Annotated in this window: 16 protein-coding genes and 1 other annotated feature; all 16 genes read right to left on the reverse strand. The window is 39.4% G+C overall.

Annotation, left to right across the window (positions count from 1 at the left end; genetic code table 11):
* Window positions 1–400: 400 nt before the first annotated feature.
* A complete protein-coding gene (pheA, locus tag PTI45_RS00005) occupies window positions 401–1,279 on the reverse strand; it encodes a prephenate dehydratase (RefSeq protein WP_069325497.1) in 879 nt (292 codons plus the stop codon).
* Window positions 1,276–2,271, reverse strand: a complete 996-nt coding sequence (thrB, locus tag PTI45_RS00010) for a homoserine kinase (protein WP_069325498.1) — start codon at window positions 2,269–2,271, stop codon at window positions 1,276–1,278. Before thrB ends, pheA begins: the two co-directional genes overlap by 4 nt.
* A 42-nt stretch (window positions 2,272–2,313) precedes the next feature.
* Window positions 2,314–3,603 carry a homoserine dehydrogenase gene (locus PTI45_RS00015; RefSeq protein WP_069325499.1) on the reverse strand — a complete coding sequence of 430 codons (1,290 nt, stop codon included), beginning with the start codon at window positions 3,601–3,603 and terminating at the stop codon, window positions 2,314–2,316.
* Window positions 3,604–3,714: 111 nt separating this feature from the next.
* Window positions 3,715–4,152 (reverse strand): ACT domain-containing protein, encoded by a 438-nt coding sequence (locus PTI45_RS00020; RefSeq protein ID WP_069325500.1) that lies wholly within the window; start codon window positions 4,150–4,152, stop codon window positions 3,715–3,717.
* A gap of 170 nt (window positions 4,153–4,322) precedes the next feature.
* Window positions 4,323–5,633, reverse strand: coding sequence for a GTPase ObgE (gene obgE, locus PTI45_RS00025; protein WP_069325501.1), 1,311 nt, complete (start codon window positions 5,631–5,633; stop codon window positions 4,323–4,325).
* A gap of 10 nt (window positions 5,634–5,643) precedes the next feature.
* Window positions 5,644–6,495: a Spo0B domain-containing protein gene (locus PTI45_RS00030; protein WP_069325502.1), complete on the reverse strand. Its 852-nt coding sequence runs from the start codon at window positions 6,493–6,495 to the stop codon at window positions 5,644–5,646.
* A 179-nt stretch (window positions 6,496–6,674) separates the two neighbouring features.
* Window positions 6,675–6,986 (reverse strand): 50S ribosomal protein L27, encoded by a 312-nt coding sequence (gene rpmA / locus PTI45_RS00035; RefSeq protein ID WP_069325503.1) that lies wholly within the window; start codon window positions 6,984–6,986, stop codon window positions 6,675–6,677.
* A 16-nt stretch (window positions 6,987–7,002) separates the two neighbouring features.
* Window positions 7,003–7,338, reverse strand: a complete 336-nt coding sequence (locus tag PTI45_RS00040) for a ribosomal-processing cysteine protease Prp (protein ID WP_069325504.1) — start codon at window positions 7,336–7,338, stop codon at window positions 7,003–7,005.
* Between the two features lie 13 nt (window positions 7,339–7,351).
* Window positions 7,352–7,663, reverse strand: coding sequence for a 50S ribosomal protein L21 (rplU, locus tag PTI45_RS00045; RefSeq protein WP_069325505.1), 312 nt, complete (start codon window positions 7,661–7,663; stop codon window positions 7,352–7,354).
* Window positions 7,664–7,677: 14 nt separating this feature from the next.
* Window positions 7,678–7,762 (reverse strand) — a sequence feature (ribosomal protein L21 leader region).
* 56 nt (window positions 7,763–7,818) lie between these two features.
* The gene (locus tag PTI45_RS00050) at window positions 7,819–9,066 is read right to left on the reverse strand and encodes an Rne/Rng family ribonuclease (protein ID WP_069325506.1); all 1,248 of its coding nucleotides are present in this window, start codon (window positions 9,064–9,066) and stop codon (window positions 7,819–7,821) included.
* A 147-nt stretch (window positions 9,067–9,213) separates the two neighbouring features.
* Entirely contained in the window at window positions 9,214–10,359 is a 1,146-nt protein-coding gene (locus PTI45_RS00055; protein ID WP_069325507.1) for an FtsW/RodA/SpoVE family cell cycle protein, read from the reverse strand.
* Between the two features lie 6 nt (window positions 10,360–10,365).
* A complete protein-coding gene (minD, locus tag PTI45_RS00060; RefSeq protein ID WP_069325508.1) occupies window positions 10,366–11,160 on the reverse strand; it encodes a septum site-determining protein MinD in 795 nt (264 codons plus the stop codon).
* A 3-nt stretch (window positions 11,161–11,163) separates the two neighbouring features.
* On the reverse strand, window positions 11,164–11,838 hold the full coding sequence (gene minC, locus PTI45_RS00065) for a septum site-determining protein MinC (protein ID WP_069325509.1): 675 nt from the start codon (window positions 11,836–11,838) through the stop codon (window positions 11,164–11,166).
* Window positions 11,839–11,949: 111 nt separating this feature from the next.
* Window positions 11,950–12,480, reverse strand: coding sequence for a rod shape-determining protein MreD (gene mreD / locus PTI45_RS00070; RefSeq protein ID WP_069325510.1), 531 nt, complete (start codon window positions 12,478–12,480; stop codon window positions 11,950–11,952).
* Entirely contained in the window at window positions 12,480–13,355 is an 876-nt protein-coding gene (gene mreC / locus PTI45_RS00075) for a rod shape-determining protein MreC (RefSeq protein WP_069325511.1), read from the reverse strand. Before mreC ends, mreD begins: the two co-directional genes overlap by 1 nt.
* 57 nt (window positions 13,356–13,412) lie before the next feature.
* Window positions 13,413–14,447, reverse strand: coding sequence for a rod shape-determining protein (locus tag PTI45_RS00080; protein WP_069325512.1), 1,035 nt, complete (start codon window positions 14,445–14,447; stop codon window positions 13,413–13,415).
* Window positions 14,448–14,450 lie beyond the last annotated feature (3 nt).

Here is a 14,450-nt window from a genome sequence, read left to right on the forward strand (position 1 = left end):
ACTCTCCATAAAGTGTTTGACGTGCTCAATCTTAAACTGGCGAGAACCGAAGTTCTCTATTTTTTAAAGGTCGGCTAAGACCTTCATTACTCACTCGTTGTTCAGTTTTCAAAGATCAAACATTTCGTTTTTCGTTGTCTGTGTTTCTCGGTGACAACTTTTATATCATATCATGTTTCCAACCACTTGGCAAGCACTTTTTTTGAAGTGTTTTTTCAAGTTGTTTTCGTATGATATTTTGTGGATGTTGTCGTTCGTTCGTGACAACTTTTATAATATATCATGGCTGAATTTATTTAGCAAGCATTATTTTAGATTTATTTTCAAAAAGTTAAAATAGCATACCTTAAAGGTTAAATCGATACCTTAAGGTATGCTACTGCTTTATGATTACTTCATGCTATTTGGATACTACATTGTATTCAAAGCAAGGATAAGAACCTAGTATTCTTACCTGACAACCCAAAGCTGTGATCTCTTCCAGTGCCGCGGTTAACAGAATTGAATCTTGAGGCGCCAATACATCCAAATAGAAATAATAGCTCCCTAGCTTCTTTTTGGTTGGACGAGATTCGATACGAGATAGATTGAGCTTTCTCCAGGAGAAGGTTGCTAATACTTGATGCAGTGCGCCGGCAAAGTCTTCAGATAAAGTAACTAAGATACTGGTTTTGGTATGATCTTCTGCTCGAGCGATCTGAATAGGCTGAGGACCAATCAACACAAATCGTGTGTAGTTGTTATCATGATCAGTTACTCGATCTGCTAGTATATCAAGATTATATCGAAGTGCTCCCAAAGAAGTACCAATTGCAGTCCAACCTTTACCTGCATTTTTGCTAACCATCTCTACTGCTTCTGCTGTACTACCTACATGTTCTAATTCTGCATGAGGCATTTCTTTTCGGATAAAATGAAGACATTGTGCCATTGCTACAGGGTGTGATAAGACTTTCTGTACTCCACTGTAATCAAGCTCGTTCTTTTCATTGCCAAATTCCGAGCGATTACCAATCAAATTCTGAATAGATGGATACACCCATTCTGCTTGCATTGGAATATCCACTTCATGAACAAGCCAATCCATATGCAGACTTACAGAACCTTCAATTGTATTTTCAATAGGGATCACACTATAATCTGTTTTGCCTTCAGCTGTTGAAAGAAATACATCGGCTATTAGCTTATGATGTGTGATCTCAATTTCTTGATCGCCTAATAGATGAAGAAGTGCTTCGTGTGAAACAGACCCAGATGGTAAAGCAGCTATACGAATCATAAACGTACTTCTCCTTTGATTACATCCATGAATGAATGAGATTCGGTATCATCATAGTATATGACACCTTCTTTGACAGGCTTAAGCCACATTGCCTGTGCAGTAATATCTTGAGCTTTCATTGTATCTACAAGATAATGTTCCAATTGTTCTTTTTGTTGTGAATGACGATCTACAAAAGCAATCATAGTTGGCCCTGCTCCACTCAGTGCTATCCCTAATGCACCTTGCTCTGTGGCTTGTTCTAAAATCTGTTGCATACCGGGTACAAGAGAAGCACGGTAAGGTTGATGAAGTCGATCCTGCATCCCTGTTTTGATCATTTCTAATTGTCCTAATGATAAAGCAGCTACTAATAATGAACTACGACTGATGTTAAAAATAGCATCAGCTACAGATAATTGGCTAGGCAAAACTTCACGAGCTTTGGAAGTCGAGAGTTGAAAGTCCGGGATGACTACTAAAGTTTCTAAATCCTCTGGTGGAGTGATCTGAATACAATTAGCTTCTTGTCCATCCCATGTTGCTACGACTATCCCTCCATATAAGGAAGCAGCCACATTATCAGGATGTTTCTCAATAGCAGTCGATATATTTAAAATATCTTTATCTGTTAAAGGGAAACCGATTAATGCATTAGCTGCACATAACCCGCCTACAAAAGCAGACGCACTACTGCCTAATCCACGGGTAAGTGGAATATCAGAATACATTGTAATTTCTAAATCTGGAATAGTGACTTGTGCTTTTTGAAACACCAATTGTGCCATTTTGTAGATCAAATTGGTTTTGTCTGTAGGAATACCGTAAAGTTCATCACCTAATAGTGTGATCTTGGTTTCTGTAGCTACTTTCATTTCGATCCAAGAGTACAGATTAACTGCCATTCCTAAAGTATCAAATCCAGGGCCCAAATTAGCAGTGCTTGCGGGTACAGCTATACGAACGGTATGGTTGTGCCATTGTTCTTGTTGATCTTGCTCTATCATCATAAATGACTCCTTACTCAAATGTATTCAACGATCGGTAGTCAATTAAATATCTTCTACGCGATATACACTTTTGATTCGTTGAATAACATCCAACTGTTCAAAATGTTTAAGTACTTTATCCATATTCGCTTTGCTTGCTTTATGAGTGATAATAATGATCTCTGCATCCGGGTTATGCTCATTCGGTTGTTGAACTACAGAAGCTAGACTCACATCGTACTCTGCAAAAATCTGTGTGATTCGAGCCAATACCCCTGCTTTGTCATCTACATGAAGTAAGATAAAGTTTTTGTAAAAGATTTGCTCATCGCTTTGTATCTTCTTCGTCTTATAAGGAACAATCGCTTTAAGCCCGTTTACACCTAGTTTAAGATTTTTGATCACAGCGATCAGATCAGCTACAATCGAGGTTGCTGTTGGTAATTCTCCTGCACCTGCACCATAGAACATTGTTTCCCCTACAGATTCACCATGTACCACTACAGCATTAAAGACACCATTTACAGAAGCGATTGGATGAGACTGCTTGATCATAGTTGGCTGTACACTGATTGTAATATGCTCATCTTGACGCTCTGCAATACCAATTAGCTTCATTTCATAACCTAGATTTTTAGCATAAGTAATATCGTCTTTGGTAACAGAAGAAATCCCTTTAACACTTACATCGCTTAAATCAACATTTGTACGGAATCCCAGGGTACTGAGAATTGCCATTTTGCGAGCAGCATCCAAACCTTCAACATCGCCTGTCGGATCCGATTCTGCATATCCTAATTCTTGAGCTTCTTTGAGAACATCTTCATAAGAAGCACCTTCTTGACTCATTTTCGTTAAAATATAATTGGTTGTTCCATTTACGATACCCATGATCTTAAGAATTCGATCTGAAGAGAATCCTTCGATCAATGTACGAATAATCGGAATGCCCCCTGCTACACTTGCTTCATAGAAAACATCGCACTCTTTTTCCTGTGCTTTAGCTAAGATCTCTGAGCCATGTAGTGCCATTAAATCTTTATTAGCAGTAACAATATGTTTACCTAGATTGAGCGCTTCTAATATATATTCTTTGGTCTGTTCAATACCACCCATGACTTCTACAATCACATCAATCTCAGGATCACGAATAACTTCCCACGGATCTTCAGTAAGCTTGGACGGATCGATTTCAATATTACGTAGCTTATCTATATTTTTCACAGCTACTTTACTGATCATAATAGGAGATCCAACCTGACTGCTCAAATCTTCTTGATTTCCTTCTACGATACGTACTACTCCTGTGCCTACTGTACCGAGCCCAAGCAATCCTACTTTTACTGATTTCATATGTTGTTTCCCTCCTGGAACTATTCATTAGCAAGCTTTGAGTATAGGATATTTATTTTATTGTAGCTTATCCTATATTGCTTTTAGATTAAAGTGTATTCACTAATAAGATTATCCTTGACCGGTAATACGAATTTGTTTGACACCTGATACATTTTCCATTGCTTCAACCATCGTCTCTAAATCTTCAGTTAAACGAGATATCTCTACAGACAATACTACATTCGCTCGACCTTGAAGAGGAATACTCTGATGAATCGTCAAAACATTTCCACCATACTCAGCCATCAGACCAAGCACATGTGATAAAATACCTGAACGATGTTCTAAATCAAATGAGATCGTAATAATCTGATCTTTTTCCAAACGGTTAAGCGGATGAATTCCATCTTTGTATTTATAAAAAGCACTCCGGCTTAAACCTACTTTTTCAACAGCTTCATTAATTGTCCGTGTTTCTCCAGCAGCGAGTAACTCTTTTACACGCATCGTTTTGATCACTGCTTCAGGTAAAATATCTTCCCGTACTAAATAATAGCGTTCTTTCATAACGTCCTCTCCTCAAAGACTCATGTATTCATATAGTGGACATTATAAAGTAACCTTTGGTGTTAGGCAACTATATTGCTAAAAAAGAAGATTTTGACTATATTCTGAACAGCAAAAAGACCGAACATCATGATCTATGTTCGGTCTTTTTATTTTGATATAGAATGTGCTTAGAAGTAGCTACTACCTTCAACAAATTCAAATTCAAGTTCGCCAATACGTACAAGCGTACCATCTTTAGCTCCACGTTTACGTAGTTCACTATCGACACCCATATGACGAAGTGTACGTCCTAATTTGAGAATAGAATCATGAGAGTTCAACTGCATCCGTTTCATCATGTTCTCAATCTTAGTACTTTCCACAACAAAAGTATCGTTCTCGCGACGAATAATAAAGCCATCGTCTTCTTTCTTTTCTAAAGTATACACTTTACGTTCAGCAATCTGTTCTACTTCTTCTACAGCCACAGCATCTGGCAATTTATCCAACATGTCGACTGTTTTGTAAAGCATCTCTTGAATGCCATCACGAGTCAGTGCAGAAATAGGAAGAATTTCAATATCTGAACGAACTTCACGTACTTTTTTAGAGAACTCTTCTAAGTTTTCTTGAGCTTGTGGATCGTCCATTTTATTTGCAGCAATAATTTGTAAACGATGTTCTAGCTCTGCATTGTATAGTTTTAGTTCTTCATTAATTTTCTGCCAGTCGTCAAAAGGATCGCGTCCTTCTGAACCGGACATATCCACTACATGAATAATCACGCGGGTACGTTCAACATGACGCAAGAACTCATGTCCTAGCCCTATGCCTTCATGTGCCCCTTCGATCAATCCAGGTAAATCAGCCATAACAAAACTACGTCCATCTCCTACATCAACTACACCCAAGTTAGGCGTGATTGTTGTAAAATGGTATGCACCGATTTTGGGTTGAGCAGCAGATACTACCGATAGAAGAGTCGATTTACCTACACTCGGGAATCCTACTAGCCCAACATCAGCCATCACTTTCAGTTCAAGGACGATATAACGTTCTTGTCCTTCTTCCCCATTTTCAGCAATCTGAGGAGCTGTATTTGCAGCCGTGGCAAAACGCACATTACCACGTCCACCACGTCCACCTTTAGCAATAACGATCTCTTGACCATGACGAGTCAAATCAGCGATCACTTCGCCATTATCATCATTCACAATCACTGTGCCTGGAGGGATACGAACAACGGTATGTTCTGCATTCGCACCATGCTGACTTTTGTTACGACCTTTAACGCCACGTTCACCTTTAAAGTGACGTTGGTACCGGAAATCCATTAATGTCCGCAAACCTTCGTCTACACGGAAAATAACATCTCCGCCACGTCCACCGTCGCCACCCGCAGGTCCGCCGTTAGGCACATATTTTTCACGACGGAAAGAGATAATACCATCTCCACCGTCACCGCCTTTTACATAAATCTTCGCTTTATCTACAAACATGATTACACCTCTAATTTTTAGAATCCACTAACACTTGCAGGGAAATGGAGGCCGGATCTTCTTCCGTTCGAGTTGCTGTAACTCCTGTATCTTGAATGATCAAGTTCACAGCTTCCCATGCTCCATCGGGATTAGGATACTCTTCTTCCGGTTCAAATATAAAATGAACTGCTCCTTCATATTCGCTAACCATCAGAAATAGTGTGGGGCACTCACCCCAGGACGATCCACCAAATTGCTCATACGCAGAGACCGTCTCTTTGATGACTCGGGTCAATTCCTCACTCTGTTCCGTTCCCAATCGATCTGCAAGCGTGATTCCGTCACTTAATTCGACTTCTAATTGAATCGAACGGTTCACTGCTTTAAAAGATTGTAAATAAAAAACAAGGGAATGGATACCCAGTTTGGAAACGCGACTCTCTGCTAGCATTTGCTCTTTAATTCGTTCTACACATTCTACTTGCTTATCACGCTTGCCTAATTGAACATAACCATACAATAATTGAAGTTCGTTCATCCAATCATGCCGATGATGACTTAGAGCATCAACTGCTACTGCATAGACTTCATCCAATTGTGTATACGCTTGATCAATTTCTGCACGCTGTTTTTGATGTTCTGCTTGATACTGTTTCTTTTTTACAGCCATTTTAGATTGTCCATTATGGTATTCTCCGAGTTGCACTTGCTCACGCTTCTCATAAAAATCACGTGTATACTGCACACCTTTGGCATACACAGCAACAATCCATACGCCGAGCACGATATAAGCAATCCAAGATTGCGTCCAATAAGCAATAATTAATGGGATGATAATAGAAATAAGTAACAACGTGGGTACTTGATTGGATTGCTTCATGGTCTCTCTCCATTCTTTCAATGGCTTTTTAACCAAGAACAAGTATAACATATTGCGCAGAATTTTATGACATTATTATACTAAAAATTACGTTAACGTCCAACTTATATGCAAATATAATAAGCCCCCGGCACATCAAGTACCGGAGGCTTATCTAATCTAACCTATCAGGTTTATGATTAATTTTCGATTGCTGCTGCTACTGGTGCAACGTCAACCGGGTAGACGCTCACTTTTTTACGGTCGCGGCCCCAACGTTCGAATTTAACAACGCCGTCCACTTTTGCAAATAGTGTATCGTCTTTACCGATGCCTACATTTGTTCCTGGGTGAATTTTTGTACCGCGTTGACGGAACAAAATATTACCACCAGTTACGAATTGTCCATCAGCACGTTTTGCTCCCAAACGTTTGGAGTGAGAATCACGTCCGTTTTTTGTGGAACCTACACCTTTTTTCGATGCGAATAACTGCAAATTAATTTTTAACATGTGGTCTACCTCCTTCTTACGAGATTGTGACTTGCTTTATTTTTATATACTTATCATATTCATCTTCAATTCCAATAAGAATAACCTGCATAGATTCGAGTAACAGTTGAATCTTTTCGACATTTGCATTTTCCGAAAGCTTCGGTAAACGCGCACTTAGAAATCCGTCTTTCATTTTTGATTTCATGATTACTCCTGTTAAAGCTTCAACTGAGTTCACTGTTCCGATTGTAATGGCGGAAACAGCAGCACAGACAATATCTTCACCAGGATCGGCATAGCCGGCATGTCCTCGGGATGAAAAACCATCAATTGTACCATCTGGTCTACGTTCGATACGTACGATAATCAATTACCGCACCTTCTTATGCCTGGATTTTTCCGATAGTTACTTTTGTATATGGTTGACGATGACCTTGTTTCACGTGATAGTTCTTCTTAGGTTTGTATTTGTAAACTACAACCTTAGCTCCTCTGCCGTGTTTCTCGACAGTCGCTGTTACAGAAGCACCTTCTACCAACGGTAAACCAGTTACCAAACCATCTTCTTTAGATACTGCTAGAACACGGTCGAAAGTTACGCTGTCGCCATCATTAGCGTCCAACTTCTCAATGAACAATACGTCGCCCTCTTGAACTTTGTATTGTTTACCACCTGTTTCGATAATTGCGTACATTTGAATTGCACCTCCTCATGTCTCAGACTCGCCTAATGTAGGTGTCATACGTTATACAACATATGAACTTGTACCCCATCGGAGCGGTTACAGCATGTGAAAAACTTATTACCCAGACACATACTTGACTATTCTATCACAGCCATTTTAAGAAATCAATCTTTTATCCAAGATGCTATTTTACCGGTTCCTTGACATACTGTACACGTCTCATAGGAAAAGCCACCTATTTCTTCACGAACCTTTTTACGAGTCAATTCTAGAAGACCTAATCGTGTCCATCCTACAATGTGTGTTTTGGTCCGATCTCTTTGTAAAATGATTTCCAGCGCCTCCACTACGGAGCGACGATTCGTTTCTTTATCCATATCTATAAAATCAATAATAATGATTCCACCCGTATCCCGCAAACGAAGCAATCGGGCAATTTCAGAAGCGGCTTGAAGATTCGTCTGAGTCACAGTATCTTCAAGGGTGACCCCACCAGTAAATTTGCCTGTATTGACATCAATCACAGTAAAAGCTTCTGTCTGATCCCATACAATGTAGCCACCACTTTGCAGCCATACTTTACGTTGAAAATCTCGATGCAATTGCTCATGTATATTCATCGCATGAAATATCGGTTCTTTTTCCGTATGAATAGATACAGGTGGATCAACATTCGCAGGCAGTAACGTTTGAAGAAAGGTAATAGCCGATGTCGCCCGTTCTTGGTTGTCAATGATTAACTGATCTTGTAATGGATTAAATACATCACGAATTAATCGTTCTACCATACCTAGATCACGGTGCAACTCTGCTGGAGCTGACTTCTGTGAAAAAGATTCACGAATACGTTGCCAGTGCTGTCTTAACATATTGAGGTCATTGGTAATTGCTTCATCGTTTTCTTCTTCAGCAACTGTACGTAAAATAAGCCCTTCTTCGCCTTGCTTTAAATGAGAACCCAATTGACGTAATCTTGCTCGCTCTCCATCTGTACTAATCTTTTTGGATACAGCGATATAGTCAGCTTCAGGCATATATACAATCCATCGTCCTGGTAAAGAATAATGCGTTGTAATACGTGCCCCTTTATTAGCATAAGGTTCTTTGGTCACTTGCACTAAGATTTCTTGACCGGGCTTTAATAAATCAGCAATGCTCGGCTTCACTTTGGGTTGTTTATCTAAATGCGCATGCAGAACATCATCAATATATAGAAAAGCATTCTTTTTCTGACCAATATCTACGAATGCAGCTTGCATACCCGGTAGAACATTCATTACTTTCCCTTTATAAAAACTTCCAGCTATTCCGCTACCAGATGATTGTTCTGAAGCAAATTCTACTAATTTATTATTATCAAGCAGTACCATACGTGTATCTTTGACACCACAGTTTACGATCATTTGCTTCATTCTATGTTCCACCTCTATCTCTCCATCAAGGCTACTCATTATTCTAACGAACCTTATAGATTCCCTTGATTTCTAGACGCAATCTGTAAGTAAAATGTTTCATGATTACTATTGTATTCGCAAAAAACCGGTACCTTCCGGCACCGGCTATTCCAATTCGTATTTTTCTTGATAAATCTTAATACTCAGTACAAGTCCTATACTGAACATATTCAGTAGTAGTGACGTACCGCCATAACTAATAAATGGCAACGTGATTCCTGTAATTGGCATCAGACCAATCATCATACCCACATTTTCAAAAATCTGAAATACGAACATGCTGACAATTCCGATAATAATATACGAACCTCGCCGATCGTAACACTGCAAAGCGATTAAAATCATCCTATAAATCAGTAAAAAGTATAGAAGTAGTAATACAGACGCTCCGATAAATCCAAACTCTTCTCCAATAACGACAAAGATGGAATCTGAATACGGATATGGCACAAATTTATTGTTTTTCAATTGTCCGTTCATATATCCATCGCCTAGCAATCCACCCGATCCTACAGCGATCAATGCATAACTTGATTGATGCTTATCATCATCAGAAGCTTGAGCAGGATCTATAAACGTATTGATACGCTGGTACCAATGTAATTTACTATGACTTTCTAAATAATCATGAATCTGAGTATTAAATGTAGTAAACATCACGACAACCAATATCAATCCACCTACAATTGTCGTTAAACCAATCAATACATGTGTATACTTGGTATTTCCGATCCACAACATACCTACCAGAATAATCAGATAGATAATAGCATTTCCTAAATCTGGTTGAACCAATACAATCAGAAAAGGTACCAATGCAATAAAAGCCGTTGGTATTAGATCAGAACGAAAACGAAGAGGATCTCCATCTCTTTTACTCAGCATATGAGCCATAGTTAAAATCAGAACAATTTTTACCATTTCAGCAGGTTGGAATTGTAAACCTCCTGGAAAAGCATACCAACTTTTGGCACCATTAATCTCAGATCCAAAAGGATATAATAACAATAAGGAAAGTAAGCCTAATCCATATAAATACCAGTGTTTGCGTAATAAAATTCGATAATCAAATATACTGACTGCAAATAAAACAATGAACCCGATGACATAGAAAATGATCGTCCGCGTATCATAGCCCTGAAATTTGGGATCAGGGGCAATTGCACTGCGCACGATCAACGTGCTAAACACCATAAAAATTACGAGTAAAGTAATAATACCCAAGTCTAGCTTTTTTAGCTTGTTAAGCAAAATCGATCAACCCATTCCAAAAAACTTCTTAAAGCGAGTAAATGCACTTTTCTTTTGATCCAGTGGCATCAAAGGAACTGTGTCTCCTAGAATACGACGAGCAATATTACGATAAGCAATCGCTGCTTTGGAATCAGGATTCATCACAGTAGGTTCACCTGAATTGGCAGCTTTAATCACCATTTCATCATCAGGTACTACCCCTAGAAGATCGATATTAAGCACTTGCAATACTTCATCAATATCCAGCATATCTCCTGATTTCACCATACTCTGACGAATACGATTGACAACTAATTTTGGAGCTGTAATATGTGAATTTTCAAGTAATCCAATGACTCGATCTGCATCTCGAACAGAAGCATTTTCAGGTGTGGTCATAACGATCGCTTGATCTGCACCTGCAATCGCATTTTTGAATCCTTGCTCTATACCTGCCGGGCAATCAATCAATACATAGTCAAAGTCTTTTTTGAGTTCCAAAATAATTTCTTTGACTTGTTCAGGTGATACCGAGTTTTTATCTTTTGTCTGCGCTGCTGGAAGCATGTACAACTCATCAAAACGTTTATCTTTAACTAATGCTTGATTCAGACGACAACGACCATCTGCTACATCACATAGATCATAAATAATACGGTTTTCAAGTCCCATTACAACATCCAAATTACGTAGACCAATATCTGTATCCACCAGACAGACTTTTTTACCAAGAAGCGCGAGCGCGGTACCTATATTAGCAGTAGTGGTTGTCTTTCCAACTCCGCCTTTGCCTGAAGTGACGACAATAGCCTCTCCCATGTACTACACCCCTTTGAACACATTGAAATCCCGACCAAGCCGGGCAATATTAGCCATTTTATCAATCTTCATAATTCCGTCCTGTAAGTAAGCAAATTCCATATGAGATTCTCGGCTTTCACCTTCATCCGGTGGACGACTAATCATATCTGCGATCCGAATCTGGGTAGGTGAGAAAAAAGAAGCAGCAATGACTGCTTGCTCATTGCCATCTATTCCAGCATGAGCCATTCCACGAAGTGCTCCCAAAATATAGATATCACCTGTACTGATAATCGTACCGCCTGCATTCACATCACCTAGAAACAAAACAGTGCCTTCATGATGAAGTACCTGACCCGAACGGATCATACCACTGATCGTTTTGACCATATGCTTTTCTGGTAAAGGTGCTTCTACAGGTTCTTCATACGGAGAATCAAATGAACGAACAATCAGATTTCCTTTTTGACTAAGTATATCTAGCAATGTATCTTTTTCTTCATCTGTAATTTCCCGGTTCCCTAATTTCATATCAATATGAACTAGCGGGCCTGTTAAAATATTTTGATGACTATGTTCCAGCTTATACGTCAGCTCTGTGACAAGGTCATTAAATTCACATTGATCATCAAATTGAAAAACCAATCCATCTTTGATCCCTTTGATGGTTACATATCTTGATGATTTTACAGCCATTCATCTGTCACCCCCACCTTACTATCAGTTCGTGCTAGTCGCGGGATTTTCCTGCTCCATCCGCAAATTAAGCAGGAACTGAATGTCTCTGCATGTGGGAATATTATACTTTTACTCATCTTCGGCATTCCGTTTACGCAACTTGGCTACCTTCTCTAGTTGGCGACGAACAGGAACAAACACCAGTAAAGCAAATATAAAATGAAGCAGCAAATTAGGGAACATATAATGTCCTAATGCCCAACTGTAAGGTTCTCTCGTCAAACCAAAGACCAAATAAAGTCCATACAACATATTATCCAGTAACAAGCTACCGATTAATACCACTGTCATCATCAATGGATAAGGTGCTCGAGGAGATTGGAACAACAGTCCTAATACATACGCAGACAGTCCCATAGAGAACGAATACGCACCAATCATATCGCCATAAAATACAACATCATGCAATAATCCAAACACCAATCCAAGCACAAGTGCTGTATGACGATGATAATAAACAGCAACAAACAATATCAAAATATACGCTAAATGCGGAATCAATCTAGTATGCAATACATCTGGAATCAGCCATGGCACGATGGTTGATTCACAGATAAATACTAGAAATAACAACAGCAACAATACGATACGACGTACCATTATTCCTGAGTCTCCTTGGTGTACACTACAAATACTTCTTTCCAGTCTTTAAAATCTGCCGCTGGTTGAATTGTAGCTGTATTGGTCAATCCAAAATCACCAACTTGACGACTAACGACTTTACCAATGATCATGCCACTTGGAAATAATCCACCACTACCCGACGAAACAATCTCATCGCCTTTTTTGAGCGGATCATTTTCTTTAATTTGTGTCATTGTAAGCATACCTGTTGCTTTATCATAGCTTTCTATCATGCCGAAAGATTCATTTTCTTTACCTACTACAGTGGCAGCAATTGCTTTGGAGTTCGAATCGAGTGGATCAAGTGTCGTTAACAACTTCACTGTTGAATGGAACGGACTTGTCTCACTAATGATTCCAACCATACCTTCTGTGGAAATAACAGGCATATCTTTACGTACGCCATCATTTTGCCCCAGATCAATCACAATTGTTCCTGTATCTGCATCTGTATCCACACTGGTTACATTTGCAATACGAAGATCAAATTGGTTTTGAGCAAGTTGCTGTTGTGTAAATTTAAGATCTTCTTTATACCGCTTATTGGCCTGTACTAATTTGTTGTAATTAGCTTGTTGCAGTAAGTACTGCGCAGCCGTCAGCTTCAACTCTTGGTTTTCTTCATACAAATTGTTCAAGTTGCCGATATCTTCAAACAAGCCCGCCATGTAAGAAGCGGGCTTGTAAAACACACCTTGAACAAAACCAACAGTATCACGGACGAATTTCTCAGGCCAGGACAAAGATGTACGATTCGTCAACGTAAATCCCATTAAAGCGATAAATAAAATGAGTCCTACAAGCAGGATAAACAGTTTCTTGTTACCCAGCAGCTTAAACAGTTTCAACACCCTCTTAATTAACGGTTTTTCTTTCCCTAGTAGGGGTTGACCATACCTGGCCGAAAATTAGCGTTTTGAACGAAGCGATGAACTGCTGCGTGATTTGAACAGGTGGATATTTTCCAATGCTTTTCCTGTACCAATTGCTACGCAATCCAAAGGATTCTCAGCAACAATAACAGGCATACCTGTTTCACCCGCAAGCAATTTATCCAGATTACGAAGTAATGCTCCGCCACCTGTTAACACAATACCGCGATCCATAATATCTGCTGCAAGTTCTGGAGGACATTTCTCCAACGTTACTTTTACAGCTTCTACAATAGCAGCTACCGTATCAGACAAGGCTTCAGCAATTTCATCTGAAGTGATTGTTAATGTTTTTGGTAGACCACTCACAAGGTCACGACCACGAATTTCCATCGTTTCTACTTTTTCAAATGGAGTTGCAGAACCCACTTCCATTTTCAATTGTTCTGATGTACGTTCACCAATCATCAAGTTGTACTGACGTTTGATGTACTGAATAATAGACTCATCCATCTCATCACCAGCAACACGCACGGAACGACTTGTTACAATACCACCAAGAGAAATAACAGCGACTTCTGTTGTACCGCCACCGATATCAACAACCATACTACCTGTAGGTTCCCATACTGGAAGATCAGCACCAATTGCAGCTGCAAAAGGCTCTTCGATTGTATAAGCTTCACGCGCACCAGCTTGCTTAGTAGCATCTTCGACTGCACGTTGTTCAACAGCTGTAATACCTGATGGTACACATACCATAACGTTTGGATGTTGTGGGAACATCGAACGTTGTTTTTGCGCTTGACGAATAAAATATTTAATCATCGTAGCTGTTGTATCAAAATCAGCAATAACGCCATCTTTCATCGGACGAATCGCACGGATATTGCCCGGTGTACGACCGATCATTTTTTTTGCTGATTCTCCTACTGCTTCGATTGTATTCGTATCTGTACGAATCGCAACAACAGACGGTTCTCTGACGACAATACCTTTACCTCTTACATATACCAACGTGTTTGCTGTACCTAAATCGATCCCTAAATCTTTTGAAAAGCCACCCAACATAAC

It is taken from the genome of Paenibacillus nuruki, from assembly GCF_001721045.1.
Lineage (GTDB): Bacteria > Bacillota > Bacilli > Paenibacillales > Paenibacillaceae > Saccharibacillus > Saccharibacillus nuruki.